Annotated in this window: 27 protein-coding genes and 1 riboswitch; of the genes, 1 reads left to right on the top strand and 26 read right to left on the bottom strand. The window is 34.5% G+C overall.

The features are described from left to right. Positions 1–15: 15 nt before the first annotated feature. The 12 genes from cas5b to AC4BC7_RS00765 form a co-directional block, all read right to left on the bottom strand. Positions 16–744: a type I-B CRISPR-associated protein Cas5b gene (cas5b, locus tag AC4BC7_RS00820; protein ID WP_490503533.1), complete on the bottom strand. Its 729-nt coding sequence runs from the start codon at positions 742–744 to the stop codon at positions 16–18. Further along, on the bottom strand, positions 731–1,606 hold the full coding sequence (cas7i, locus tag AC4BC7_RS00815; protein WP_490503532.1) for a type I-B CRISPR-associated protein Cas7/Cst2/DevR: 876 nt from the start codon (positions 1,604–1,606) through the stop codon (positions 731–733). The genes cas5b and cas7i overlap by 14 nt, the downstream gene beginning before the upstream one ends. Then, positions 1,593–3,281: a type I-B CRISPR-associated protein Cas8b1/Cst1 gene (gene cas8a1 / locus AC4BC7_RS00810; RefSeq protein WP_490503531.1), complete on the bottom strand. Its 1,689-nt coding sequence runs from the start codon at positions 3,279–3,281 to the stop codon at positions 1,593–1,595. Before cas8a1 ends, cas7i begins: the two co-directional genes overlap by 14 nt. A 19-nt stretch (positions 3,282–3,300) precedes the next feature. Then, positions 3,301–4,029, bottom strand: coding sequence for a CRISPR-associated endoribonuclease Cas6 (cas6, locus tag AC4BC7_RS00805; protein ID WP_490503530.1), 729 nt, complete (start codon positions 4,027–4,029; stop codon positions 3,301–3,303). Between the two features lie 302 nt (positions 4,030–4,331). Continuing rightward, complete coding sequence (locus tag AC4BC7_RS00800) at positions 4,332–4,607, bottom strand: HU family DNA-binding protein (RefSeq protein WP_016175478.1); 276 nt, start codon at positions 4,605–4,607, stop codon at positions 4,332–4,334. Positions 4,608–4,836: 229 nt separating this feature from the next. Next, entirely contained in the window at positions 4,837–6,147 is a 1,311-nt protein-coding gene (gene der, locus AC4BC7_RS00795; RefSeq protein ID WP_207940079.1) for a ribosome biogenesis GTPase Der, read from the bottom strand. Between the two features lie 224 nt (positions 6,148–6,371). Further along, on the bottom strand, positions 6,372–7,583 hold the full coding sequence (gene rpsA, locus AC4BC7_RS00790; RefSeq protein WP_207940078.1) for a 30S ribosomal protein S1: 1,212 nt from the start codon (positions 7,581–7,583) through the stop codon (positions 6,372–6,374). A gap of 229 nt (positions 7,584–7,812) precedes the next feature. Then, complete coding sequence (locus tag AC4BC7_RS00785) at positions 7,813–8,208, bottom strand: DUF4430 domain-containing protein (protein WP_207940077.1); 396 nt, start codon at positions 8,206–8,208, stop codon at positions 7,813–7,815. Then, positions 8,208–8,879 carry a (d)CMP kinase gene (gene cmk, locus AC4BC7_RS00780; RefSeq protein ID WP_207940076.1) on the bottom strand — a complete coding sequence of 224 codons (672 nt, stop codon included), beginning with the start codon at positions 8,877–8,879 and terminating at the stop codon, positions 8,208–8,210. The genes AC4BC7_RS00785 and cmk overlap by 1 nt, the downstream gene beginning before the upstream one ends. A 77-nt stretch (positions 8,880–8,956) precedes the next feature. Continuing rightward, positions 8,957–9,658, bottom strand: a complete 702-nt coding sequence (locus AC4BC7_RS00775) for an SAG1386/EF1546 family surface-associated protein (protein ID WP_207940075.1) — start codon at positions 9,656–9,658, stop codon at positions 8,957–8,959. A gap of 75 nt (positions 9,659–9,733) precedes the next feature. Further along, positions 9,734–11,128 (bottom strand): RecQ family ATP-dependent DNA helicase, encoded by a 1,395-nt coding sequence (locus AC4BC7_RS00770; protein ID WP_490503529.1) that lies wholly within the window; start codon positions 11,126–11,128, stop codon positions 9,734–9,736. Continuing rightward, on the bottom strand, positions 11,125–12,114 hold the full coding sequence (locus AC4BC7_RS00765) for a helix-turn-helix domain-containing protein (RefSeq protein WP_207940073.1): 990 nt from the start codon (positions 12,112–12,114) through the stop codon (positions 11,125–11,127). Before AC4BC7_RS00765 ends, AC4BC7_RS00770 begins: the two co-directional genes overlap by 4 nt. Positions 12,115–12,141: 27 nt before the next feature. On the opposite strand from AC4BC7_RS00765, the gene AC4BC7_RS00760 reads away from it, so the two are divergent. Continuing rightward, positions 12,142–12,354, top strand: coding sequence for a ferredoxin (locus AC4BC7_RS00760; RefSeq protein WP_490503528.1), 213 nt, complete (start codon positions 12,142–12,144; stop codon positions 12,352–12,354). A 71-nt stretch (positions 12,355–12,425) separates the two neighbouring features. Here the strand turns inward: AC4BC7_RS00760 and AC4BC7_RS00755 are convergent, their stop codons facing one another. The 14 genes from AC4BC7_RS00755 to AC4BC7_RS00690 form a co-directional block, all read right to left on the bottom strand. Next, positions 12,426–13,028, bottom strand: a complete 603-nt coding sequence (locus AC4BC7_RS00755) for an ECF transporter S component (RefSeq protein WP_207940071.1) — start codon at positions 13,026–13,028, stop codon at positions 12,426–12,428. 157 nt (positions 13,029–13,185) lie between these two features. After that, positions 13,186–13,309: riboswitch (FMN riboswitch) on the bottom strand. Positions 13,310–13,378: 69 nt separating this feature from the next. Next, the gene (locus AC4BC7_RS00750) at positions 13,379–14,098 is read right to left on the bottom strand and encodes a pseudouridine synthase (protein ID WP_207940070.1); all 720 of its coding nucleotides are present in this window, start codon (positions 14,096–14,098) and stop codon (positions 13,379–13,381) included. After that, positions 14,098–14,679 (bottom strand): SMC-Scp complex subunit ScpB, encoded by a 582-nt coding sequence (gene scpB / locus AC4BC7_RS00745; protein ID WP_207940069.1) that lies wholly within the window; start codon positions 14,677–14,679, stop codon positions 14,098–14,100. The genes AC4BC7_RS00750 and scpB overlap by 1 nt, the downstream gene beginning before the upstream one ends. Then, positions 14,672–15,424: a segregation/condensation protein A gene (locus tag AC4BC7_RS00740; protein WP_490503527.1), complete on the bottom strand. Its 753-nt coding sequence runs from the start codon at positions 15,422–15,424 to the stop codon at positions 14,672–14,674. The genes scpB and AC4BC7_RS00740 overlap by 8 nt, the downstream gene beginning before the upstream one ends. Positions 15,425–15,437: 13 nt before the next feature. Beyond that, positions 15,438–16,328 carry a site-specific tyrosine recombinase XerD gene (gene xerD / locus AC4BC7_RS00735; protein WP_207940067.1) on the bottom strand — a complete coding sequence of 297 codons (891 nt, stop codon included), beginning with the start codon at positions 16,326–16,328 and terminating at the stop codon, positions 15,438–15,440. Positions 16,329–16,437: 109 nt separating this feature from the next. Next, a complete protein-coding gene (gene fur / locus AC4BC7_RS00730) occupies positions 16,438–16,899 on the bottom strand; it encodes a ferric iron uptake transcriptional regulator (RefSeq protein ID WP_207940066.1) in 462 nt (153 codons plus the stop codon). Positions 16,900–17,001: 102 nt separating this feature from the next. Next, positions 17,002–17,865 carry a CvfB family protein gene (locus AC4BC7_RS00725; protein WP_207940065.1) on the bottom strand — a complete coding sequence of 288 codons (864 nt, stop codon included), beginning with the start codon at positions 17,863–17,865 and terminating at the stop codon, positions 17,002–17,004. Between the two features lie 31 nt (positions 17,866–17,896). Further along, positions 17,897–18,217, bottom strand: coding sequence for an AzlD domain-containing protein (locus AC4BC7_RS00720; protein WP_490503526.1), 321 nt, complete (start codon positions 18,215–18,217; stop codon positions 17,897–17,899). Then, positions 18,210–18,953 carry an AzlC family ABC transporter permease gene (locus tag AC4BC7_RS00715; protein WP_490504392.1) on the bottom strand — a complete coding sequence of 248 codons (744 nt, stop codon included), beginning with the start codon at positions 18,951–18,953 and terminating at the stop codon, positions 18,210–18,212. The genes AC4BC7_RS00720 and AC4BC7_RS00715 overlap by 8 nt, the downstream gene beginning before the upstream one ends. Before the next feature lie 43 nt (positions 18,954–18,996). Continuing rightward, entirely contained in the window at positions 18,997–20,775 is a 1,779-nt protein-coding gene (locus AC4BC7_RS00710) for a cell division site-positioning protein MapZ family protein (RefSeq protein WP_490503525.1), read from the bottom strand. A gap of 211 nt (positions 20,776–20,986) precedes the next feature. Further along, on the bottom strand, positions 20,987–22,093 hold the full coding sequence (gene rpoD, locus AC4BC7_RS00705) for an RNA polymerase sigma factor RpoD (RefSeq protein ID WP_207940061.1): 1,107 nt from the start codon (positions 22,091–22,093) through the stop codon (positions 20,987–20,989). 23 nt (positions 22,094–22,116) lie between these two features. Further along, complete coding sequence (dnaG, locus tag AC4BC7_RS00700; protein WP_490503524.1) at positions 22,117–23,946, bottom strand: DNA primase; 1,830 nt, start codon at positions 23,944–23,946, stop codon at positions 22,117–22,119. A gap of 218 nt (positions 23,947–24,164) precedes the next feature. Continuing rightward, positions 24,165–25,010, bottom strand: coding sequence for a DUF368 domain-containing protein (locus AC4BC7_RS00695; RefSeq protein WP_490503523.1), 846 nt, complete (start codon positions 25,008–25,010; stop codon positions 24,165–24,167). Between the two features lie 27 nt (positions 25,011–25,037). Beyond that, positions 25,038–25,670 carry a lysozyme family protein gene (locus AC4BC7_RS00690; RefSeq protein WP_207940058.1) on the bottom strand — a complete coding sequence of 211 codons (633 nt, stop codon included), beginning with the start codon at positions 25,668–25,670 and terminating at the stop codon, positions 25,038–25,040. Positions 25,671–25,827 lie beyond the last annotated feature (157 nt).

Raw genomic sequence — 25,827 nt, 5'->3', positions numbered from 1 at the left:
ACACGTACCTCTCAATTAACTTGCAAATACTACTTCTCCATCTTCATCACAAACTATAATAGTATCTTCAACTATTGTTGTTTTAGTAACATATAATACTTCTTTTTTCGGTAACCATTTCCGAAATACTTGCGGTTTCTTTTTTGTACCATAATCAACTAGCTCATATTCTTTAGAAATAAAATACCTTGTCCCCTTTACTGCATGCTTTTCAATATCACCAAAGTATGATTTGGGAATATAAGCGGCCTGAGTAACATCTTTATCCTTTTGAAGTTCTACTTCGCTCAATTCTACTATTTTTACTTCATCAATAGTTACAAGGTCTTCTCGTCTTCCCAAAGAAGGATATTCATACGGAAATAAAAATGCTTGCTCAATAACAGATATTAATTCTTGGTTATTAGGGACAATGTGTAACATTAAATGAACATCAACTAATAATTCGGCAGTGGCGATACCACGTGAAACACCAAACTCACCAGCTTTAATTTGATGTCTCCCTTCTTCATACTTCATTCCATTACTAAACTCATAGCGTGTATATAAATCATTAACTTTTGAAAAATAGCTTCCTTGAATACTAATATCCATTTTCTGATATTCAGTAAATTGACATACCGCATGCACCATTCCGATGACTGTTGAATAAGGTGGAAGTGGATATGTCTCTTTTAATTGTGTGCTTGTTGCTTTTTTATAATTAACTAAATCTTGAGATAGTTTTAATCTAATTGCTTTCATAATACTCAGCAACTTTCTTTCTGATATTCTCTAAGCATTCTGCAATATTTACCGCAAACAATTCATTTTTTATTTCCTCTGTATTTTTAAATTCATCGTCAACAATTCCGCAAAACGTATCGTCAATAACTCGTTTGCTTAATACAGATTTAATTGGATTAATCTGAACAATTCCTTCTTCTACATTCACAACATTTTGGAAAATTGGATTCTTTACATCATAAACACCACCAATAATGAACAACGGTTTTAAATCCTCTCTTCGACCACGAATATCTCGATACAAATACTCAATGGTTCCTAATAATTTGTCTACACGTCGGTTTTTTTCTGTATTATCCAATTCAATGCCATCTACTACATCAATACCAATCTGATCTAAATCTATCGTAAGTGTATAGCGATAATACGAACGATGAATTTCAGCTTGTGCCAAATTCATTGGCTCATTATCACGATCAGCTAACCCTTTGTTTGTTAAGAAATCGGTATCATTTTTGAATGTATCTAAAGAAATTGCATTGGATAATCTAACTTTCGCAGAACGTTTTTTACCATTAGAACCTTTTTGTGTTTTCAAATAACCAAAGAAATCTAATTCTGGATACTCAGCAATAGTTGTTTCTGCCTTAAATTGCATGACTTTTTTATCCCCACTACCCTCGCCTTTTACAGGAGTCAATGGTTCACCTAATTGCTCAACAATGTTATAACGTAGAGCTTGACGAGAAATATAAGTATATTGTTCGCCTTTTCCACGAGTGATTTTTTTCAAAGATGCCACATTCCCTAATGATTCTCCATAATTAGCACTTTCTGCTTCAAAAATAATTGTAACCGTTAATCCTTTATTTTCCATCATTTTCTACCTCCGAATTTTTAGTTTCAACTGGTCCAATAATACCTGATACGAAGCTATAACCAATCGTTTTAAAGGTCTCTCGATCTCTAAAAATATATTTAAATTCAATTGGAACTGTTTGATTCATATATGCATAACAATTTAAAATAATATCCATAAAAGTATCACGGTCATTTGCTCGTAAAGCATTTAATAATTTGTGAGAAATCCCTGCTACTTTACTCGGATTGTTATAACCTTTTTTGAATAGCTGACTAACATACCATACACGATTTACAATGTTTTCATCTAATTCTGCCATTGCATTTATTCCTCCTTCTAAGAATTTTTGATTAATTTTAATTAAATTTCTAATATGAATTGATTGATAATATAAATCCGAGCGATTCGTCACTTTTAAAACAATTAACTGATGAATTAAACTGAATAAATTTTGACTGTTAAATAATCGTTCAAGAACTAATTGATAGATATAGAAACGTTCCTTATTACTTGAAAAAGTTGCTCTACGTAATAATTCTAATTCTCTCTTACTCTTAACGATAACTCTTATAATATTTTTAGAAAGAATATTAAAACGATACGTTTCATTTTGATAGCGAATTACTTGCACATCTTCTAACTCATATTCATATCCTCGTTCTTCCTTCTCATTTAACGAACGAATCAAAGCACCATAAGTATTTAAATTCAAAGTTGTTTCTTTATTGAGAACATGTACTTCTTGTTTAATTAGATTATTAGTTCTTTTCAAAACATCTAAACTTGAATTTGCATTGACAAATATCCCTTGATTCCCCACATACGTCATTCCTGCAGGTAAACAAGCATATAACAATTTGCATAGTGGACAAATAGCTAAATCATTTTGAAATTCCCACGCATGAGCATTTTTTCTTGCAACATCATAACCAGTCTTTTGTAAAAAAGATAAGGTATCATTTTTCAAACTTTTGATGGGCTGCTGGCATGAACAACACGAAAATTTATATTTACTTTTATCAACTCCTAAATATTCTTTCAAGGGTTGAACAAAATATTTTTCAAATTCAATATAACTATCCTTTTTTGAATTTCCGGTATTTAAAAAAGCTACACCGTCCCACCCTTTGTTAATTACTGTATAGATAACATTTTTAGCAGCAAGATATTTTCTACCATCATCACTAGTAATATAATCAATAATTTTTGTTAATTTTTGAAACCTATCTTTTACTTCAGTAATGACTTCATTCTTTTTATCAGCAAATTTATCTTTGGTTTTTAAAATAGATACAACAGTTAATTCTTTACCAGCTTGTTCAATATCATAATTTAATTTAATAAAAGGATATGCTGCCTTATAACTACTACTTTTCAAATAATATTTTACTGTATCACGAATATAACTATTTAAATGATTGAGACTATCTTCTGTAAAATTCTCAAAATTTGTCTGTTCAAAGTATTCTATTTGTTTTCTGTAAGATACTATTTTGTAATAAGATAAACTTTTTTCATAGATATTAATGAAATAATCGAAATATTTAGTCGAAAAATTGTCTAACATAGATTCAGAAAATATAATTCCATCCTTATTTTGTTTAACATTTTTATCTCCTACAATATTTATAAAACCTAAGATAGCAGCATTTTTATTCCATTCGTTTAGATATACATTAGTTTGCTCACTCATTTTTTCACCTCCTATATGACTAAATTTTTTCCAATAAACCAAAACCACTACCACACATAGAACCTAGTCCGTTAGATATTAATTCTTCCAATAGATATGGTTCCCCAGATAATTTCAATCTTCCAAGGGATACATTGATTTTCTTTTCATAATGACTAACTACTGTTTGTTTCATTGCTAATGGTTCAATCTCTAATTTGTCAATATCATATACGACGTGTGGGCCTAGTTTATCAGTTAATTTAATTTTTAAATTTCTTCTTAGTATTTCTTGAAACTCTTTATCGCGATAATCAAAAAACCAGTCTTTTCTGGTTTCTCTATTGTGATCTCTACATATAATAGGAGATAATGTACGACAAATTACTGTCTTTTCATTTATTTTTGGTGTAGATAATGTGTTCACTTGAACCACTTTTACCTCTCCTGTTTCGTCTCCCCAATCAATCACTTTATTCTTTAATGTCTGAAATACATTGTAAAAATGTAGCAATATCTCTGCATCATTCGTTGAAAAATTCACTAAGAGCTGTGACTTATCTTTAAGATAAACTTTATTCTGTACGAATTTAGCGTTTGGCAAAAAAACAGAAAATGTATAATGCTTCATTTGATTTGAACTGAACAAATCATGAAACAGTTCTTTATCAATTTCAGATAATGACATTTTAATCATCATCATGATTTTACGACGATAGTCAATAGGTAAGACTTTACTTGGAACATCCATTACAAGTTTAATGCGCACTCCATTGCAACCCCTTTCAATATTCGTAGTAATTGTTTTGTTATCTTCATCAAAGATTATCTATAATTTATCAAATATTTAAGTTAGAGTCAACAAGTAAATTTAAGTATGTTTATTAAGGTTTTAAAAATAACAAAAAAAGAGAAAATAAATATTCTCTCTTTTTTCTCATCACATTATTTTAGATTAATATTGCTTTGAAACTTAAGTATGTTTATTAATTTACATTACATTTTATTAAATTAACTTTCCTGTTATTTTAAACAAAAACCCCCGATTGCTCGAGGGCTTAAAAAGCTGTCTTATTTAACAGCGTCTTTCAATGCTTTACCTGGTTTGAATGCAGGTACTTTGCTTGCAGGGATTTTGATTTCTTCACCAGTTTGTGGGTTACGACCTTTACGTTCTGCGCGAGAGCGTACTTCGAAGTTACCAAAACCGATCAATTGAACTTTTTCACCGTTAGCTAAAGCTTCTTGAATAGTTGAAAATACAGCGTCAACTGCCGCAGTTGCGTCTTTTTTAGTTAAATCAGTAGCTTCTGCAACTTTTTCGATTAATTCTGCTTTGTTTGCCATGGATGGTTTCACCTCCTGAAAAATTTTATGATGCTTTCCATCAATCACAAGAACTTGAGTGGTCCAAGGCTTGCGACAAATATTGATTGTCATCATCAATATTCTGCTATAACGTTATCATAAGAACCTTATAATATCAAGGGATTTAACGTTTTCCAATCGTTTTTTTAATTTTCTCCACTAATAAACAACTATTTTTGTCAAATAACGCAAACTATGGTAAAATTTGTTATTTTCTTCTACGTGGAATAATTCGAATTGGTGTCCCTTCAAACGTGAAGGCTTTGCGAATTTGATTTTCTAAGAAACGTTCGTATGAGAAATGCATCAATTCTTCTTCATTTACAAAAATAACAAATGTTGGCGGTTTAACAGCAACTTGGGTACCATAGAAGATTTTCAATCGTTTCCCTTTATCAGTTGGTGTTGGATTGATTGCGACAGCATCCATAATCACGTCATTTAACAACGCAGATGGAATACGTAAGTTTTGATTCATACTTACTTCTTCAATCAAGTCTGGCACCTTATTCAAACGTTGTTTTGTTTTTGCTGAAACGAAAATAATTGGTGCGTAATCTAAATATTGGAATTCTTTACGGATTTCTTCTTCAAAATCGCGCATTGTGTTTGTTTCTTTTTCTACTAGATCCCATTTATTAACAACAATTAGCATACCACGGCCTGCTTCATGCGCGTAACCAGCAATACGTTTGTCTTGCTCGCGAATTCCTTCTTCTGCGTTCAAGACCATTAAGACGACATCTGAGCGTTCGATGGCACGCATCGCACGCATCACACTATACTTCTCTGTACTTTCATACACTTTTCCACGTTTACGCATTCCTGCTGTATCAATCATGGTAAATTCTTGTCCACTATCGCTGACAAAATGTGTATCAATTGCGTCACGAGTTGTTCCTTCAATCTCTGAAACAATCACACGATCTTCACCTAAAATTGCATTAATTAATGACGATTTCCCAACGTTTGGACGACCAATTAAACTAAATTTGATAACAGAATCGTCTTCCTCTTCTTGTTCAGTACTAAAATGTTTGACTGCTTCATCTAATACGTCCCCAATTCCTAAACCATGACTTCCAGAAATTGGATAAGGTTCACCCAATCCCAAACCATAAAATTCATAGATTTCAGAACGCATTTCCGGATTATCTACCTTGTTAATTGCTAAAATTACTGGTTTATTGCTCTTATACAGAATACGTGCAACTAATTCATCGGCATCAGTAATTCCTTCTTTTGCGCTTGAAACAAAAATAATGACATCTGCTTCTTCAATTGCAATTTCTGCTTGATGTTTGATTTGATCCATAAATGGTTCATCGCCCAAATCAATTCCACCTGTATCAATAATACTAAACTCTCTACCTAACCATTCCCCTGTTGCATAAATACGATCACGTGTTACTCCTGGAGTATCTTCTACAATCGAAATTCGTTCACCAGCAATACGGTTAAAAATTGTAGATTTTCCGACATTCGGACGACCTACAATCGCTATCGTTGGATTTGCCATTTTTTTACCTCCATCTTAAAACGCATAACGAATTCGTTTTTTCAAAAATACCTAGTTCTGTATATTAAGTGATTCTTATCCATTGTTATTCGTCATGCGGACATCTTTTAACCTTATTAGTTTAACCAATGAAATAAGAACTTGCAAGTATTGTGAAAAGATTTAAAGTAAATACTTAATGAAAACGGCAATAAAAAAAAGGTTGCACAAGGCAACCTCGTTTTTTATTCTTGTTCTTGGTCTTTCAAAGCATCGCCTAAAAGATCACCCATTGTGAAACCAGTTGACTCTTCAGGCAACTCATAGCTGTCTTCTTCTTCAACTACTGCTTCAGTTTCTGGTTTTTCTTCTAATGCTTTAATACTTAATGCAATACGATGTTCTTCTGGGTTTACTTCCAATACTTTCACTTGTACTTGCTCGCCTTCACTTAATACTTCATGAGGTGTAGCAATATGTTTGTGTGAAATTTGAGAAATGTGAACCAACCCTTCAACACCAGGGAAAACTTCTACGAATGCACCAAAGCTTGTTAGACGTTTTACAGTACCGTCTAAAACAGTATCTTTAGCAGCTTTTTCTTCAATATTTGCCCAAGGTCCAGGTAATGTATCTTTAATAGATAAAGATACGCGTTCTTTTGTTGGATCAACAGATAAAACTGCAACCTCAACTTTGTCACCTACATTTAAAACATCGCTTGGTTTAGCAACGTGTGCATGTGAAATTTCTGATACATGGACTAAGCCATCAATACCACCTAAGTCGACAAATGCACCAAAGTCTGTCAAACGCGCAACAGTACCTTCTAATTTATCGCCTTCTTTGATTGATTCAAGTAATTCTGCTTTTTTCGCTGTTTTTTCAGCTTCAACAACCGCTTTATGTGAAAGAATTAAACGGTTTTCTGAAGGTTCAATTTCAATAATTTTGAATGTTAATGTTTGACCTTTATAGCTTTCAAAATCATCTACAAAGTGATCTTCTACCATTGATGCTGGTACAAATCCTCGTACACCAACATCTACTACTAAACCGCCTTTAACAACGTTCGTAACTGGTGCTTCGATAATTTTTCCTTCTTGGAAATCTTTTTCAATATCTTCCCAAACTTTTTTCGCATCTAAGCGACGTTTAGAAAGTAAATAGCTTCCATTTTCTTTATCTTTGCCAATCGTAGTAATTACAACTAAGTCAAGGATGTCCCCAACTTTAATTACATCATTGATATCTTCCACAGGTAATGTTGATAGTTCTTTCGCAGGTACGACACCTTCCACGCCAGCGCCCTCGATACCAACGACTGCTTGCTTATCTTCAATAACCAATACTTCACCTTTAACGATGTCGCCAACTTTTACTTCTTGAACGCTGTTTAAAGCATCTTCCATTGTTTCGTTAGCATTTTCTACTTGGTTGTTTTCTAATTCTGTCATAACATATGTCCTCCTAACCAACAATTGTTTTATAATTGCACTACACTATCTAGTTTATGCTATTCTCGAAAAAAAATAAAGCGATTTCTATTTTTTTTATAAAAAAGCCTTGAATTTATTGGTTTTCGCTACTTTTTCTTTAATTATCTAAACACTATGTGAAAAACGAACAAACTATCGCTCAAAAAAAGCAAAACAAACATTGCTGGACGTTTGTTTTGCTTTTAATCTAGAATTTACTATAAGTAAAGACAACTTTATCGCCTTCATGAAGTTCAGTTTCGTTAGCACCTGTCATAATCATTTCATCATTAATCGTGTATGTCCAAAAATAGCTTTCTTTGGTATCTTGTTCAATTCCTTCAATAGATGTAATCATCCCATTGTCTTCTTTTATTTCGAAGTTTTCTTTGACTGCATCCATTAAATTGCTACCTTCTGCGACAGTTATTTCTTTTTCATCAATCACTTCGTCTTCTTTAATCAATGAAATAGTTAAGCTGATTTCATTTTCTTTACTTTGACTTGTTGATGTTGTTGTATCATTTGTTTCTGGTGTAGAAGTACATCCTACAAAACCTAACATACTAACAAATACCGCAACAATAACTAAACTTTTTTTCATTATTTCTCTCCTTGTTCAATCACTTCTTTAATGGCAACAACCACTTCTTCAATACTTAATCCAGTCGTATCAATCCGAACAGCATCTTCAGCTTGTTTTAGCGGAGATACTTCACGATGCGAATCTAAATAATCGCGTTGCTCAATTTCTTGTTTTAAGGTCTCAAAATCAGTATCAATTCCTTTTGATTGATTTTCTTTAAAACGGCGTTCAGCCCGTTCTGTAACACTTGCCACAAGAAAAATTTTCACTTCAGCGTTCGGTAATACTACCGTACCAATGTCACGACCATCCATCACGACACCGCCATCTTCTGCAATTTTTTGTTGTTGGCGAACCAATTCATGACGAACTTTTTCATGTGCTGAAACAATCGAAACATTGTTGGTCACTTCCGGTTGACGAATTACTTCTGTAACATCTTGACCATCTACGAAAATTAATTGTCCCGTTTCTGTTTGTTTAAATGTAATTGGATAGCGTTCAATTAATGCGACTAATTGTTGCTCATCTTCAAAATCGACTTGATGTTGAATTGCTAAATACGTCACACTACGATACATCGCACCCGTATCCGTATAAATATAACCATACTCTTTCGCTAAAATTTTTGCTACTGTACTCTTACCTGATGATGCAGGACCATCAATGGCAATATTGATTTTCTTCATACTTCGTCTCCCTATACATAAACATTGTATTCAAAATTTTGATAATTTCCATAAAAAAAACCGCCGGAGCGGTTTTTTTATTTCACTCTTAATTGATCTCCTGGGTGAATCAAGAAGTTGTTTGGATCCATTCCATTTAATTGGAATAATTCATCCAAGCTAATTCCATTACGTGCAGCAACTTGTTGAGGGCCTTCACCTGGTAACACTTCACTATATTGTCCAGCACCTTGTTGCTCTTGTGGTTGTTGTGTTTGAGCTTCTTGTGTAGGTTGTTCTGTTTGTGGTGTTTCAACTGGTTGTTCTTCTACGTAAGTATCATCTGCGTCAATTTGAACTTCAGGTTCTACAGCAACTTCCTCAGAAGAAGGTGTTGGTTCTGCAACCGTTTCGCTTGAAGCCGGTGCTTTTGATTCCTCTGTAGAAGAACTTGATTCTGAACTTTCAACAGTAGACGATTCTTTTGTTGATGATTCTTCTTTCGTTGATGACTCTTCTTTTGTTTCTTTAGTAGAAGATTCAGTTGATTCTACAACACTTGATGATTCTGCAGTAGCAGCTGTTTTTGGTTCATTGTTACGGTTCATAACTAAAAATCCAGCAACGGTTGGAACAGCAATAATAAGGAACAATAAAATCAATACAATAGTTAAAAAGGCACTATTTCCTTTTTTCTGATTATGTTGATTGGTACGAGAATTTTGTTCTTCTGACTCAGCCTCATATATTGGTTGTTCCCAAGGTTCTTGTGCATTTTGTTTCTTATTTTTTTTACTCAATTTTTTCTTACCTCCTGCTATGGTTTCCGCTGTATTATATCATAGAAAAATACTCTCTGTCTCAAAAAAACATCTTCATTTTTTTTCTTTAAACATTTTTAGTAAAATATCTTGCCAATTTATCATTTCTTTTGCTTTTTTTTCGACTTCTACTGATTTTTCAGGTAAAAGACATCCATGAAAATCACAACATTCGTCTGGAATTTCTGCTAGTGATTCTTCAAAATACTGCAATAAGTATTCTCGTCTACAACCATCGTGATGAATATACGCTAGCATTTGCTGTAATTTCAACCATTTTTCTTCTTCGTTTCGTTTTAAATGCGCTAAAAACTGTTCGGTTCCTTCACGCTTTGTTTGTTGTAACCATTTTTCTTGAATTTCACTTAATGATGCCATGGCTTGATATTGTAGTCGGACTTCAAACGTTTCTCTTGCTTCTTGGGTTGTTCGTTGTAAAAAATGATGAATTCTTTCATCACCAGTCTGATACAACAATACTCCGTAGCTTTGAATACCATCTCTTCCTGCCCGACCAATTTCTTGCATATAATTTTCTAAACTATCTGGTAATTCATAATGAACTACTAAACGGATATCGCTCTTATTAATACCCATTCCAAATGCATTTGTGGCAATTAAAAATTGCAATTGATTATCTAAAAACTGCTGTTGCAACATCCGTCGTTGATTGCTTTCCAAGCCACCATGATAATAGCCTACAGCAAATTCAGCTTGCAATTCTTCATATAATGTCTCCACTTGCCTTCTTGTCGCACAATAAATAATTCCTGGACCAAGCTGTTGTGAAAGTATTTGACGTAGTTCACTAAGCTTATCTTCTGGTTCTCTTACCATTAAAGCAATATTGGGACGATCCATTGAATATACCCACTCTGTTGCTGTAGCTGTCAGCAATACTTCTTTAATCTCTGTACGAACCTTCTCTGTTGCACTAGCCGTCAAAGCTAGCGTTAAAGGATTTCCTAGACGATGTTGGGCTTCACTTAAATTACGATATTCTGGCCGAAAATCAACGCCCCACTGTGACACACAATGTGCTTCATCAACGACAAACAGTCCTATTTTTTGGCGTTGTAAGCTACTTAAAACTTGTTCTTGTAACAACATCTCTGGACTTAAAAAAATAAATTTATATTTATCCAAATGCTTCAAAATAAACTCTTTTTCTTGTGCTTGTAAGGTCCCGTTTAAAGCAATCACACGCTTTTCACCGATGCGCAATAATGATAAAACTTGATCTTCCATCAAAGAAATTAATGGCGAAATGACAATCGTCAAACCGTCTCTTAAATAGCCTGTTAGTTGGTAACATAAGCTTTTTCCAGTCCCTGTTGGTAAAACTGCCAATGTATTTTGACCTGAAAGCAAGGTGGATACGACCTCTTTTTGCCCCTTTCGGAAAGAATCGTAATGAAAATAATGTTGTAAAGCTGCTTCTAACTTCATACGTTTTTCTTCCTCCAAATTTGATATAACCGAATCTCTAAAAAGGCGACGTCATATTGTTCCACCAGATCCTTATAACTATATTTCCAAGAATCATCAGGTAAAGTGGCTAATATTTCTTGATGTGTAATGAATTTTTCAAAAGGAAACTGCTCATCTACCAATGCCCATTCAATCACATGATCTTGAATCGTTCCTGGTTTTAATCGGCGAAGCTCCATGACTTGCTCAAATGTATACTCTTGCTTAAATAGTTTGCGTGTTTTCAACATACTGGTATTGATGTTTTGTGCTAATAATGGTTTGATAAATTGGTACAATAAAAAGTCTGGATATTGTGAAATCTCTTTAAAGAATAGATGGGTTGCACTAGCCATCGCCACATTCGACCAAGGCGGTTGTTGCACATCTTCTGGTAAAATTTGAAAAAAAACTGCACCATTTTGCTCAAGTCCTGTAAATGTTTGGGCAAGTAAATCAGCTTTGTCTTTAGGTAAGTTAGTAAAAACTGTAACTAACTCTTGATACACTGTCTCTTTCATTACCTCTCGATAGTGATAGACGAACTGGCGAACACGTTCCGTATAAAAAGGCGAACTTTCCAAAGGGATATATTTTTCGTTGCTCCCTAAATATGATGCTACTTGAACTAAAAATTGAATCGAACGCCATATTTCTTGCTCTTTACGACCAAATTTAAAAAAGTCTACTCCTGCTAAATATTTTTTTGCTTCACAATTTATTTCTTGCGACACTGTCAATAAACCATCTATTTCGATTAGTTGTTGTTCTTTTTTCAGTTGATTAATGATTGTATAAAATGCTGTTTCAGTTAATTGAGGACAGACGCCTGAAAGATGTAATAAATTATGAAAAAAAGCATAGGTCAAAACCGAAGACGTACGTTTTCCACTAAGCACTTGATAAAGAGTACTAGGCTTCAGCTTGTCTTCTGTTGAAAACAGCGATAAAATAAATGTATCCATAATAAACCTCCAGAAAGTAGTGACAACATGTCTCAATTATGTAAAATCATCCCCGAACGCTGTATCGCTTGCGGGTTATGCGCAGTCTATGCGCCCAATATATTTGATTATGATGAAGAAGGAATTGTTCTATTTGCTCAAGAACCAGCAGCACATCAGCAATTTATTCAAGATGAACAAGACGCAGTATTAAAAGCCTATCAAAAATGCCCTGTACGTGCAATCATCTTAGAAAAATAATTCTTCTATCATTATTATACGCAAAAAAAGAGTAAAGGACATCTCACGATTGTGAAATGTCCTTAATTTTTTTATTTTGAAAATGTTTGATGTTGTGAGAAAGCTTGTTTTTTTGATAACCACGGCAATAATTTTGCATGTAGGACTAAGAACACTACAGTTACAATGCCACCTTTAATTAAATTAAATGGCAAAATTCCCATTACTACATAATTTGCAAGTGGCATTCCTAAGAATGTATCTGCCGTAACACCAAAGAAAAATAAGTAAAGTGGTGTAATAACAAAATAATTTGCAACACTCATAAAAATACTCATCGATAAAATACCACTTAAAGTACCATAAATTTTGTTAATTAAGCTATTACCTTTTTTAAAGAAATAATACATTGGTAGCGTAAAAGCTGTGGTAGCAAGGAAACTTGCAACATCTCCCACCAAATTAGGTGCAGAAATCCCTGTTGTTAATAGGTGCAACGATGAACGTAAAAACGCTGTGGTGACACCAGCCAACGGACCGAATAAGAACATGCTTAACATTACCGGAATATCACTAAAATCAATTTTTAAAAAACTAAACATTGGTATAACCGGAAATGCGACATACTGTAAAACCAGCCCCATCGAAGCAAAGAGTGCAATTGAAACCATTTTTTGTACTTTGTTGTTTTTCATTATAAATCCTCCTAAGTGTAAGGACCCATCTTCAAACGAACCTATTAAATTTTCCTTTTTGTTTTCTTATCGGCGCCAGATAAGAAAAAATACCCTATTTTTCCGTAGGGGAAAAATAGGGTATCTGATTATAACAAAATTAGGTAAATCAAATACGCCCTATCTTCTTTATCCAGACTATACTGTCGGTATCGGAATTTCACCGATTCAGCCACTTATAAAAAGTGGGTCGTGGACTATAACCACCGGTCGGGAATTACACCCTGCCCCTGAAGACGAACCTTTATTAAATTATTAGTACAAATACATATACATCTTTTGTGTGTAGATTCAACCATTTCAGCTCAAAATTATTTTTTTGCTTTTCCTAATAGCTGACTCACTTCTTTTTTATTTAGTTCACGATATTCACCTGGACGTAATCCGGCTAAGGTTAAATCACCGTATTGCTCGCGTTTTAGTTTTTGTACAGGCAGCCCAACTGCTTTTAGCATATTTTTTACTTGATGGTTTCGACCTTCATGAATCGTTAATTGGACAATACTTGTTTGAGCTTTAACATCTGTTGATAAAATTTCAAATCGAGCAGGTGCGACTCTTTTACCTTCAATACGCATCCCTCTAGTTAAAGGTAGCAGCGCTTTTTTCTCAGCAATTCCTTTGACTTTAGCAACATATACTTTATCAACTTCATGTTTGGGATGAGTCAAAGTTTGTGAGAAGTTGCCGTCATTTGTCAATAGTAATAATCCTGATGTATCGTAATCTAGACGCCCTACTGGATAAATACGTTCTGAAACATCTGATAAATAATCAACTACTACTTTGCGATTTTTATCATCAGATACAGCTGAAATGACCCCACGAGGTTTGTAGAATAAGTAATAGACGGGTTCTTCTTGATAAATAGGAACATTATCGACTTCAACCCGATCTTTCGCACTTACTTGGGTCCCTAATTCTTTCACTATTTGACCGTTTACTTTTACACGGCCATCTAAAATATATGTTTCTGCTTTTCTGCGTGAAGCAATTCCCGCATGAGCAATTACTTTTTGTAATCTTTCCATTAGTTATCTCCTTCTAATTCTTGGTAACGATCAAAAAACAAATCGTTTGGCATTTCGTCTGCTAAATCATCTTCCATTGTTTGAATATCAGGTAATTCATCTAAGTTTTTCAAACCAAAAAAGTCCATAAAATAGGTTGTCGTCCCATACAAAATCGCACGTCCCGGGCCTTCTACTCGACCTTTTTCTTCAATGAGTTGGCGGGCAACTAATTTTTGAACAGAACCAGCTGATTGGACACCACGAATTTCATCAATTTCCACACGTGTGATGGGTTGCTTGTAAGCAATAATTGCTAATGTTTCTAAAGCTGCTTGCGATAAGCGATTAGACATAGGTGACTGCGCATATTTCTTTAATAGCGGGGCAAATTCTTTTTTTGTGGTTAAAATAAAATGATTTCCTACTTCTAAAATATTTAAGGCTGCATCGTTATTCTCTTGATATCTTTGATTTAACGTTTGAATATATTGATAAATTTTAGGCGTAGCTTCTTCTAACAAATAGCTTAGTTCCTCTAATCCGATGCCTTCGTCGCCAACGATAAATAAAATCGCTTCTAATTGACTTAATTTACTCATGTTTCTCTCCTACTGGGTATAACAAAATGGTTGCATAATTACCAGTCTGCTCGACTTTAATTTTTCCATTCTTCATTAATTCCAATAATGCCATAAACGTAATAACAATTTCTGGTTTATTAAAAGAAACGAAAAATGAATCTAATGCCTGACCAGAATGATTGATATCTTCTAACATTTTCTTTTCAATAAATGCCATTTTTTCTTCGATACTACTCTCATCTGCACGAATCGTCGTTTCAAACGTTTGACGTTTTTTCTTTTTTTCTAACATACTATGAAATGCTAAAAATAAATCAATCGTGTTTAAGTGATTTCCATCTAATTCTTGCTCAGTTTCTTTATAGTCATCCACGTCCATTGGATCTTTTGTAAAATATTGACTACGTTCTTCTGCTTTTTCGGACAAACATTCTGCTGCATATTTATATTTGCGATACTCTAATAATTGCGCAACTAAAGCATCTCTTGGATCTTCTTCATATACATCATCGTATTCTTCTTCCAGTTCGGCTTTTGGCAGAAGCATTTGACTTTTAATGGCCATTAAAGTTGCCGCCATCACTAAATATTCGCCTGCAACTTCCAATTCAAGTGTTTTCATCGCATGGATGTAATTCATATATTGTTCGGTCACATTTGCAATCGGAATATCGTAAATATCTAATTCCAATGATTTGATTAAATGCAGCAACAAATCTAATGGTCCTTCAAAAACATCCAATTTTATTTTAATTTCTTGCATAGACTTCCTTCCTTTATGCTCGAGGGAAATGTTGTTTATAGACATCCGTCATTCGTTTTTTTGTAATGTGTGTATAAATTTGTGTCGTTGAAATATCCGCATGTCCTAATAATTCCTGCACTGTCCGCAAATCCGCACCATTTTCTAACAAATGTGTCGCAAAACTATGTCGAAGCGTATGAGGCGTGACATTTTTAGTAATTCCAGCTTTACGCACTAAAGCTTTTAAATTTTTCCAAATACCTTGTCTAGACAAACCTGTTCCATGACTATTTACAAAAAGATGTGGTTCTTCTGGATGTTTGGCTGTTAGGAGGGGACGTGCTTCTTCTAAATAACATTCAATCCATTGAATCGCTAAATCACCAAGTGGAACAATTCGCTCTTTATCCCCTTTGCCGATAGTATGCAATAAGCCCATACTTAAATGCAAATCGTTTAATTTTAACCCAATTAATTCACTGACACGTAAACCTGTCGCATACATTACTTCTAAAATTGCTCGGTCACGAATGCCCAATATTTCGTTGGTATCTGGTGTTTCAATTAAACGTTCAATTTCATTTAAACTCAATGTATCAGGTAGCTTTTGGGCTTTTTTAGGAGAATCAATATGTTGCATTGGATCATGGTCAGTGAAACGTTCTTGACGAAGAAATTGATGAAATCGACGTAAGCTAGTTACCATGCGTGTAATCGTAGCTGGTGATTTTTTTTCTTCTTGTAATTCTTGTAAAAATTGCACAACCGTAAAACGGTCTACCTTGTTCCAGTCATCAATTTTTTGTATGTTTAGAAAAACTAAATAACGTTCTAAATCCCGTTGGTAACTTTTTCTAGTATTTTGCGCAAGTCCACGTTCAATCGTCAAAAAATGTAAATAATCAACCACTTGTTCTTCCATTTTCTTCTCCTCACTTTCGCCTTATCTATCATAACAAATTCCGTTAAGTAAGAACAGAAAATCTCCTTTAGTTTACATAAAAATTTTCTCGCAAATAAAAAACCGAGACTTACGCCTCGGTTTGCTCTTTGTTTTGACAAGCTTGACAGATACCATGGAACGTTAAGCGATGATCTTTCACTAAAAAGTGAAAACGTTGCTCAACGATTTCTTCCACGCTCCCCAACAAATCTTCTTCAATTTCTTCAATACTACCACATTCTAAACATAATAAATGATGATGAAAATGTTTAGCGCCTTCTTTACGTAAATCATAACGTGCCACGCCGTCATCGAAACTAATTTTATCAACAATTTTTAATTCGGTTAAAATCTCTAACGTTCGATAAACCGTCGCTAAACCAATGTCTGAATTTTTTCGCTTTACAAAAAAGTAAATTTCTTCTGCAGATAAGTGGTCTTTCTCATTTTCTAATAACACTAACAAGGTTGCTTCTCTTTGTGGTGTTAATTTAAATCCAGATTCATGGAGTTGTTTTTTCGTTTTTTTCAAAGCTTCAACTGTATTCATACAATCCTCCATCTTAATTATAATTATTCTAATCTAAAGAATTTCAAATCCTTTAAACATTAAAATAATTATAAATTAGAAATCAAAATTATACAAGTATTCTCAATTAGATTCCTTGATTAATTTAGTAATGCCATCTTTTTGTGTGATACGACGCTGTTTCATTAGATTTCCTAAAGCACGTTTAAATTGGCCTTTACTGATACCAAACATTTGTTGAATTTCTTCTGGTGACGATTTATCAGTATAATTCATTTGATTCTCAGGTGCACGTTCTAAAAAGGCAATAATCATCGCCGCATCATCACTAATTGCTTCATGCGCACGTGGTTTCAATGATAAATTTAGAGCGCCATCTGGACGAACCCCAATCACACGTCCATTCACACGTTCACCTAAGCGTGGTTCTTGAAAACGTTCAGAAGGATGGATAAAACCAATATAAAAATCATCTGTTAAAAGATATGTTCCTGCTAATTTCAAACGATAAACCGTTCCTGAAATATCTTGATTTTTCAAAGCTTCACTTCCACGTTTACTTAATGCTTGGAAGATTTTCTCATCTGCAAGCGTTCCCCAAATACGGTCTTTATGATCCACTCGTAAAGAAATCATAATGCGATCACCTTTTTTAGGCCATAATTCGCGCATTGTTGGCAACTCATCCAAAGACACAGCGATGTCTTTATCTGGCAACCCGATGTTTACAAAAACACCTAAATCACGACGACTATCGGTTACTTCACCGAATGCGTAATGTCCTTTACGACTTTTGGGAATTTCCGTTGTAAAACATAATTCTTGTTTTTGATTTTGATAACCAAATCCTTCGACACCTTCGCCTAGACGATGTTCGCCTTCTGATTTTGCTAATTTAAACGTTAAACCATTTTTTTGAACAAAATAATGGGTATCATTTTCATCAATAATTAATCCGCTAAACACAGATGCTAATAACTCGTTCATATTTTTCTCCTTTAGAAGTGCTCATTTTTATTCATAAAATTAAGCGAATAACCGCTATGGTAATAATACCTGTAATCACAATCTTCATCAAATCTTTCGTATAATAACCAACAATTAATGTGGGAATACATGCCAAAGTTTCTTCAAATTTTAAGACAGGCGCTTTTCCTGTTGGGACGACCAATAAGCTTTGGACAAATAACGCTGCTAAAATACATAAAGGTAAATAACTTAAAAACAAACGCAACTTCTCTGGAAACTCTAATTTCTTTGCAAAAACAAACGGCAAGATTCGTGGAATCCAAGTTACAATACAACACCCCGCCAATAATAATAAAAAGCTACTACTCATTGTGCGTCACCACCCCTACAAAACAACCAATTAAAGTCGCTACAATAACCGCAATTTCAGGCGTTGTCCACCACATAAATAAATACAAACTGATAACAACACTAGCCAAAACCAGAATTGTTTGTTTCGTTCGTCTTTTTAATGGTAATTCTGCTTGAAATAAAAATAGACCTAAAAACATCGCAACTAAGGCAAAATCTAAGCCAAATACTTCTGGATTAGGAATAAATTTACCTAATAATGCCCCTAAAACAGTCGCAATAATCCAAGAAATATAAGCACAAACATTTAAACCATTCATCCAGCTTAACGAAGGTTGTTTGCCATTTTGTAAAGCAGTCGTTAAAACACCATAAGATTCATCTGTCAATAAAGTGCCAATGCCAACATTACCAAGCATACTTTCTTTACGGAAGGCTGGTGCTACTGATAAACTCATCAAAAAATGGCGTAAATTAACTAAAAATACGGTGACAATAATTGATGAAACCGGTGCGCTGATTGCTAATAATCCACATATAATAAATTGGGCACTTCCGGCATACACTAATAAGGACATTAAAAAGATCTCAAAAACACTCAAACCAATCCCTTTTCCAACGACTCCCATTGCAAATCCAATGCCGACATAACCTAAAATTGTGGGCACGCACGCCTTGACACCATCTAAAAAACTTTCATATTTTACTTCTTGCAAAAAGAATCCCCCTTTTTTCGATTGATATTTTTCTATCATATCGAAAATAAGGGGGCGAGACAAGAGTTGCTTGCTTCTTTTTTTAGTTGCTTCCATTTCCTCGGAAGAAACCTGTTTTCGCGTTAATAGTAAATAGATACATTGGTAAAGCTGATTCTGAGGTTCCTTTTAGTAAGGACGATTTATTTGACGTTGCGTATAGATTGTAATAGCCTTCACCATTTTCAATTCGGACACGTTCAACATAGAAACCACCTTCAACAATATAACCTCGTTTAATCGATTCGTTAATTACTTTGTCATATACACCTGGCGCCCAATTCCATGCGGGATTATTCGCATCATCAATATCACTTTGACGGGAAGAGATAATTGGTTCATTGTTACTATTTTTCGGTGTATTTGGTCCTAAAATTTCTGAACCTGCATTGTTTTGTGGTGTAGTTGGTGTTTGCTCTTGAACAGGCGCTTCTGGTTCAGCTTGCGGTTGTTCAGTTTGGGCAGGTTGCTCAGTCTGTTGATTTGATGAAGCTTCATTTTGTGCTGCTTCTGCCGCTGCTTGTGCTTGCTGTTCAGCTAATTCTTGAGCTTCTGCTTCACGTTTATCGAGTGCCTTCTCAATAGTTGCTAATTGTGCCAAATAAGCTTTTTTCTCTTCGCCTTCAAATAGTTTATCAACTTTTTCTTTTGTGTCTTCATAGTCTTTACGCGTTACTGAATCGCTTAACTGTTCCTCTTTATAGTTTGATGTTAAAGATTCAACAGCAGCATTTGTTGCTTGTAATTCTTTAAATTCTTCCTTGCCTTGTTTGATTGCTTGATTAATTAACTTAGCAAACGGTGTATCTTCGGTTAATAATGCCATATCTACTGAATCTCCGTCTTTGACATGAACATTTTCTTTTAGTTCATCGCCAACAACAATTGGTTCTGCAAAATGACTATTAATTTGATCAAGAACAGCAATTTTAACTTGTAGTTTTTGACCTTTATCCTTCAATTCCTCATATTTCGGCTCTGAAGAATATTCTTCTAATTCTTGCATTAGTTTCTCAACATCTGCTGCTGTTTTGCCTGGAACTACGAATTGTTCCTCTTGATCCAAATAAAAGTTCCCTAATTCTGTTTCAATACGAGCAACTGCTGTATCGACACGCAATTGTTCTTGACGAGCCGCTTCAGCTTTTTCTTTTTGCTGATTATCGTAATACATCCACGCTCCACCTGCAACAACTACTAATGCTGCAGCAGTTAACCAATATTTTTTCTTAGATTTTTTTGGTGTTGTTGGTTGTTTTTCAGGTTGCGGTTCAATATTTTTCTCCGGTTTCACTTCTGGTTCAGATGCTTTGATTGGTTCAGGAATCGGATCTATAACAGGGACTGCTGTTATTTTTTCTTCAGAAATTTCTTTTACTTCTTCTGGTTCCTCTGCTGGTGTCTCTGCAACTTCATCAGAATCTTCCGTTACTGGTACAACAGGTATTTCTGGTTCTTCGGTTGGTTGCTCTTCAACAGGTTCTGGTTCTGGTTCTTCTACAACTTCTGCTGATTCTCCAACGGGTTCTTGCAGTTCTTCTGCAGCTGCTTCTTTATAACCATCTTTATGTTTACGAATATACTCAGCTAAAATTGGGTTATCCGCAAATTCATCCGTTTCTGCCTCTTCGTCATCATTTCCATCATGCAATTCAGAAAAATGCTCAATAACGGATTCAATTGGTACATCTTGATATTCTGACCATTTAATATTATCATTTTCTGGTTTTATTGCGATATCATCAATCAATTTAGCGCCGCAATTGGGACAAAACTTCTGATCAGCAATTAATTCAAATTCGCAATGTGGACATTTTTTCATCAATCTATTTTTGCTCCTTTTACTTTCTCAAAAATAATCTACCATATATTGAAAAGTTAGCCAATACCCCTCACATTACGTTTTTGTTAAGTTCATATTGAAATTTCCTAAAAAGCGAAAAATTACTCCTAATTTTCAGGAAATTATCTATTTTTTTAACAAAAAGACTTTTAAAAGTCTAAGGAGCTTTTAAAAGTCTTCGTATGTGTGTTTATTCTAAAAAGTCTTTCAATTGTTTTGAACGAGATGGGTGGCGTAATTTTCGTAATGCTTTTGCTTCAATTTGACGAATACGTTCTCTAGTTACCCCAAATACTTTGCCTACTTCTTCTAATGTGCGGGTACGACCATCATCGATTCCAAAGCGTAAACGTAGCACGTTTTCTTCACGATCAGTTAACGTATCTAGCACATCTTCTAATTGTTCTTTCAACAATTCATAAGCAGCATGTTCAGCTGGACTTGTTGCTTCTTGGTCTTCAATAAAATCACCTAAATGAGAATCATCTTCTTCACCAATTGGCGTTTCTAAGGACACTGGCTCTTGAGCAATTTTTAGAATCTCACGAACTTTTTCAGTAGGTAAATCCATTTCAGCACCAATTTCTTCTGGCGTTGGTTCTCTTCCTAAGTCTTGCAATAATTGACGTTGGATACGAATCAATTTATTAATTGTTTCCACCATATGAACTGGAATACGAATCGTTCTCGCTTGGTCAGCAATCGCACGCGTAATCGCCTGACGAATCCACCATGTAGCATAAGTAGAGAATTTGAATCCTTTACGGTAATCAAATTTTTCAACAGCTTTCATCAAACCCATATTTCCTTCTTGAATTAAATCAAGGAATTGCATACCACGTCCAACATAGCGTTTAGCGATACTTACTACCAAACGTAAGTTAGCTTCTGCTAGACGTTGTTTTGCTTCTTGATCGCCTTCTTCGATTTTTAGGGCTAAGTCGACTTCTTCTTCAGCAGTCAATAATGGCACACGTCCGATTTCTTTTAAATACATACGAACCGGATCGTTAATTTTCACACCTGTTGGCGCAGATAAATCTTCTTGGGTATGTTCTGGTGCTTTTTTTTCAGTTGTCTTTAGACTATGAATTGATGGTTCACCATTTTCATCAACGACGCTAATTCCAGCATCCTCAACTTTTTGGATTAATTTGTCCATTCCATCTGCATCTAACGAGTAAGGTGTTGCTAATTGATTTGACAATTCATCATAGATAACTTGTCCTTTAGGTTTGTTTGCGCGGATAAATTCGGCAACTGCTTTTTCATATGTTTTGTTTGTTTCTTCTGCCATGAAAGAAGTCCCCCTTCAATGTGCTATTTGGCTTGTTTCAATTGCTTAGTAAGATTTATTATTTCAACTGCCAATTCCAATTCCAATTGTTGATTCCCTTTTTGACTAGCTTCTTGTTGCTGAATTCGTTTTTTATTTATTTCTTCAACAATGCTAGACGTTTGGATAATGCGTACAAGGTCTTGAAACTCCTGTTCCGTACTTTCTTCCGGAACATTGAGCCTGGCAATTGTAATGACTAGATGTTTCATTTGCTCATCTTTGAGAAAATCGAGAAATTTTGAAACAATAAATTCTCCTTCCATTTCAACATAAGCGTCGAAAAGGACATATAATTCTTGATATTTCTCATGAGCAAAGGTTAATTGTAATGTTTTGAAACGACGATTCAATGAGTCTTCATTAAATAATCGATACAAAAGAAGTTCTTCCGCCTTTTCCAACTGAGTTTTGCGAACCACACTTGGTGGTGGAAGTGGAATTTGTTCTGGTTCAACATGCGTAGGTGTTCTTGCTTCATTGCGCCGTGCTTGTTTAAGCTGACGTAATTGTTGTTGCAAGGTTTCCCGACTAATTTGAAATTCAGTTGATAGTTGTGTTAAGTAACGATCTTGTTCAAGCAGTGAATCTACTTGTAACAAATCTTGTAAAAGTTCTTGCACGTATTCTAACTGTTCTTTTTCATTTGCAAGATTACGATTTAACTTGCGATATTTCATTTTAAATGAAAAAACCGTCTCACGACCATGGTAAGCTAACTCACGAAAAGCTTCACTACCATACTTTCGGACGTAATCATCCGGGTCTAAACGCTCTGGAACACTCACAATAGTTAAATTAAGATGGCTATGCTCTTGTAAAAGTTCAATGCCTCGATTGGTCGCTTCGATTCCGGCTTTATCACCATCATAGCAAAGAATTAATTCTTTTGAAACACGTTCAATCGCAGCAATTTGTTGATTCGTTAAACTTGTTCCCATTGAAGCAATACCATTTTGAATACCTGATTGCCAGGCAGCCAAAACATCCATAAACCCTTCAAATAAAAAGACAGAACCTTCTTTACGAATGGTACTACGTGCTTTATCAAAGTTAAACAATACTTCACGTTTATTAAATAAACTTGTTTCTGGACTGTTTAAATATTTGGGTTGGTCTTCACCTGGAAAAGCGTCTGTTTGTAACCATCGTCCTGAAAAGCCAATAATTTTCCCTTGAAAATTACGAATAGGAAACATAATTCGCTGATAGAAACGATCAGCTAAACCAGCATCTCTTTCAACAAATAATCCCGATTCAGCAAAATACTGAGGATCCAAGGATTCATTGTGAAAAATTCGTTCCAAAAACTCTCGTTGATTTGGCGCAAATCCGATTTGAAATTCTTCAATCAATTCTTCTGTCAAACCACGCTGCAACAAATAATCCAATGCTTCTTGACCAGCTGTCGTATGGACGAGCATATGATGATAAACTTCACTAGCTTTTTCATGCAATTTAATCAGTTGCTGTGTTTTGGATGATTCTGGATTGGTTTGTGGCGCTTGTCGGTAATTTTCAGCAACGGGAATGTCTTCAATCTCCGCAACTTTGACAACTGCTTCACTAAACGAAATGCCCTCTAGCTCTTGAACAAAACTAAAGACATTGCCACCACGTCCACAACCAAAACAATAATAAAATTGTTTATCTTCAGCGACTGAAAACGACGGTGTTTTTTCATTATGAAACGGACATAAACCAGTGTAATTTTTACTACCCGACTTTTTTAACTGAACATATTGTCCAATTACTTCAACGATATTCGTTCGACTACGGACATCATCAATCACGTGCTGTGGAATTCTTGCCACTGACACTCACCTCCTGTATTTACTGTAAGATGAGCTTATCTATCGGTAAAAAATCGCACTAATCGAAATCAGCGCGATTCTAAAATAGACAGTTTTTCACATCATTCATTCTATCACATTCTCAGTTCTTTTCAAGTTATTTGTTTCTATCTATAGAAAATAAATTAACTCTAGATAACTAAAAAACAGGAAATACCCTAAAGCATTTCCTGTTTGTCTTATTTGTATTGTTCTTCTAAACGACTCATCCAAGCACCTAATACGATACCTGCTAAACACAAGACACCACACATCACAAAATTCATCGCAGTAAAACCAGTATAATTTGTTGGTATAATCATTACAGTTGAGGCAAAAACAATACCTAAAATGAAATGAAATAATTGCGCGTAAGCTTTACTAAAGATATAATCCATTACTCGAGATAAACCTAATACGGTAACAATCCCACCAATTGCAATCGGAATAATTACACTGAAATCGACATTTTTTATACCATCAGACATCGCTTTATACATGCCCATATAAACTAAGAAATTTGAAGGACTTAGACCCGGAACAATCATTCCCAATCCAATTAAACCACCTGCAATAATCCATGTCCAAAAGTTTTGCGGCACTTCAGAGAAAAGGCTTGACCCTTGCCATAAGAAAAGAAAACCAGCAATGAAACTAACAATCATAATGATTATATCACGGGTTGAACGCCCTTTTTTTCCGGCTTCTTTCCAAAGAGCAGGAACTGTTCCAATAATACAACCGACAAAAAACCATAAAATAATTGTTTCATATGCACCTAATAGAAAGCTTACCGCAAAAGATAATAAGAAAACGCCAGTAATTCCGCCTAAACCAACGGGAATAAAATATAAGACATTTTCTTTAAAGTTTTTTGTAATATGGGCCAAAAACGAAATGATTCGTTCATAAATTCCGAAGATAGCTGCTAAGGCTCCTCCACTAACTCCTGGTAAAATAAATCCTGAGCCAATGAACATCCCTTTCACAAAGCGCAAAATCCAGTCTGCTCCACCGCTTTTTGTGTTGTGACTTTTGTTTTCCATAAATGATATACTCTCCTACATTTGTTTTTATTCAAACAAAAAATTGGTCCATTTAATTTTCTGTTCGTTTAATTTCACTAATTCTGCATAAAACAGGTTGCCCCCATTATGATATAAATAACCACCATTGTAAATAAAAGAATGCAGACCAATATAGCGGTATTTGGTTTGATCGTCATTTCCTAATAGCGGTGATAAAATATCTCGAGAATATTTTTCAGCTAATTCGAGTGTGTTTTTCCCACCATTATCCGCAACATAATCAATGTATTCCAAACCGAAATTATAAGCTTGAACAGCTGTCCATAAATCAGTGTTTGCTGCGTTGGACTTTGCAATAGCTTCAGATAAATAACTTACACCTTGTTCAATACTACGATCTGATTCTGTAATTTGGTTGGGTTGTCCATGGGCACTTTCAGAACTTTGCATAGGATCATCGCCCACTCCTTTAGTTTCAGTAAAAATAATACTTAAAGCTAAATCTTTATATTCAGGAATTCCTTGCTCTTTTACTGCTGCTTCTACTTGTGCATCATACTGATGAATCTGTTTTAGAATTCGATAATTACGATACGCTAAATAGCTACCTATTACTAATAATAAGAGGAGCACAATTTGAAATAAATAACGAATCCAAGATTTCTTTTTTAATTTCATACTAATCATCCAAACTTTTTAATATCAGATTTCAGACTACTATGTCTCAGTAAAGATGTCCATCTCCATTAAAGAAATTTACAAAATTTAAAAAAAACACAACCTTTCTCTAACTTACAGAATTGTTCGCTGGTTTTCAGTATCAAAAAAATAAAAA

The organism is Enterococcus sp. AMC1623 (assembly GCF_058216495.1).
Note: the sequence above shows the minus strand (reverse complement) of the source record. Positions and strands in the feature narration are given on the sequence as shown.

Excerpts from the sequence above, each read along its gene's own strand:
- cas5b (WP_490503533.1), bottom strand. The coding sequence starts at position 744 with ATGAAAGCAATTAGATTAAAACTATCTCAAGATTTAGTTAATTATAAA.
- cas7i (WP_490503532.1), bottom strand. The coding sequence starts at position 1,606 with ATGATGGAAAATAAAGGATTAACGGTTACAATTATTTTTGAAGCAGAA.
- cas8a1 (WP_490503531.1), bottom strand. The coding sequence starts at position 3,281 with ATGAGTGAGCAAACTAATGTATATCTAAACGAATGGAATAAAAATGCT.
- AC4BC7_RS00800 (WP_016175478.1), bottom strand. The coding sequence starts at position 4,607 with ATGGCAAACAAAGCAGAATTAATCGAAAAAGTTGCAGAAGCTACTGAT.
- der (WP_207940079.1), bottom strand. The coding sequence starts at position 6,147 with ATGGCAAATCCAACGATAGCGATTGTAGGTCGTCCGAATGTCGGAAAA.
- rpsA (WP_207940078.1), bottom strand. The coding sequence starts at position 7,583 with ATGACAGAATTAGAAAACAACCAAGTAGAAAATGCTAACGAAACAATG.
- AC4BC7_RS00785 (WP_207940077.1), bottom strand. The coding sequence starts at position 8,208 with ATGAAAAAAAGTTTAGTTATTGTTGCGGTATTTGTTAGTATGTTAGGT.
- cmk (WP_207940076.1), bottom strand. The coding sequence starts at position 8,879 with ATGAAGAAAATCAATATTGCCATTGATGGTCCTGCATCATCAGGTAAG.
- AC4BC7_RS00770 (WP_490503529.1), bottom strand. The coding sequence starts at position 11,128 with ATGAAGTTAGAAGCAGCTTTACAACATTATTTTCATTACGATTCTTTC.
- AC4BC7_RS00765 (WP_207940073.1), bottom strand. The coding sequence starts at position 12,114 with ATGGATACATTTATTTTATCGCTGTTTTCAACAGAAGACAAGCTGAAG.
- AC4BC7_RS00760 (WP_490503528.1), top strand. The coding sequence starts at position 12,142 with ATGTCTCAATTATGTAAAATCATCCCCGAACGCTGTATCGCTTGCGGG.
- AC4BC7_RS00755 (WP_207940071.1), bottom strand. The coding sequence starts at position 13,028 with ATGAAAAACAACAAAGTACAAAAAATGGTTTCAATTGCACTCTTTGCT.
- AC4BC7_RS00750 (WP_207940070.1), bottom strand. The coding sequence starts at position 14,098 with ATGGAAAGATTACAAAAAGTAATTGCTCATGCGGGAATTGCTTCACGC.
- scpB (WP_207940069.1), bottom strand. The coding sequence starts at position 14,679 with ATGAGTAAATTAAGTCAATTAGAAGCGATTTTATTTATCGTTGGCGAC.
- AC4BC7_RS00740 (WP_490503527.1), bottom strand. The coding sequence starts at position 15,424 with ATGCAAGAAATTAAAATAAAATTGGATGTTTTTGAAGGACCATTAGAT.
- xerD (WP_207940067.1), bottom strand. The coding sequence starts at position 16,328 with ATGGAAGAACAAGTGGTTGATTATTTACATTTTTTGACGATTGAACGT.
- fur (WP_207940066.1), bottom strand. The coding sequence starts at position 16,899 with ATGAATACAGTTGAAGCTTTGAAAAAAACGAAAAAACAACTCCATGAA.
- AC4BC7_RS00725 (WP_207940065.1), bottom strand. The coding sequence starts at position 17,865 with ATGAACGAGTTATTAGCATCTGTGTTTAGCGGATTAATTATTGATGAA.
- AC4BC7_RS00720 (WP_490503526.1), bottom strand. The coding sequence starts at position 18,217 with ATGAGTAGTAGCTTTTTATTATTATTGGCGGGGTGTTGTATTGTAACT.
- AC4BC7_RS00715 (WP_490504392.1), bottom strand. The coding sequence starts at position 18,953 with ATGATAGAAAAATATCAATCGAAAAAAGGGGGATTCTTTTTGCAAGAA.
- AC4BC7_RS00710 (WP_490503525.1), bottom strand. The coding sequence starts at position 20,775 with ATGAAAAAATGTCCACATTGCGAATTTGAATTAATTGCTGATCAGAAG.
- rpoD (WP_207940061.1), bottom strand. The coding sequence starts at position 22,093 with ATGGCAGAAGAAACAAACAAAACATATGAAAAAGCAGTTGCCGAATTT.
- AC4BC7_RS00695 (WP_490503523.1), bottom strand. The coding sequence starts at position 25,010 with ATGGAAAACAAAAGTCACAACACAAAAAGCGGTGGAGCAGACTGGATT.
- AC4BC7_RS00690 (WP_207940058.1), bottom strand. The coding sequence starts at position 25,670 with ATGAAATTAAAAAAGAAATCTTGGATTCGTTATTTATTTCAAATTGTG.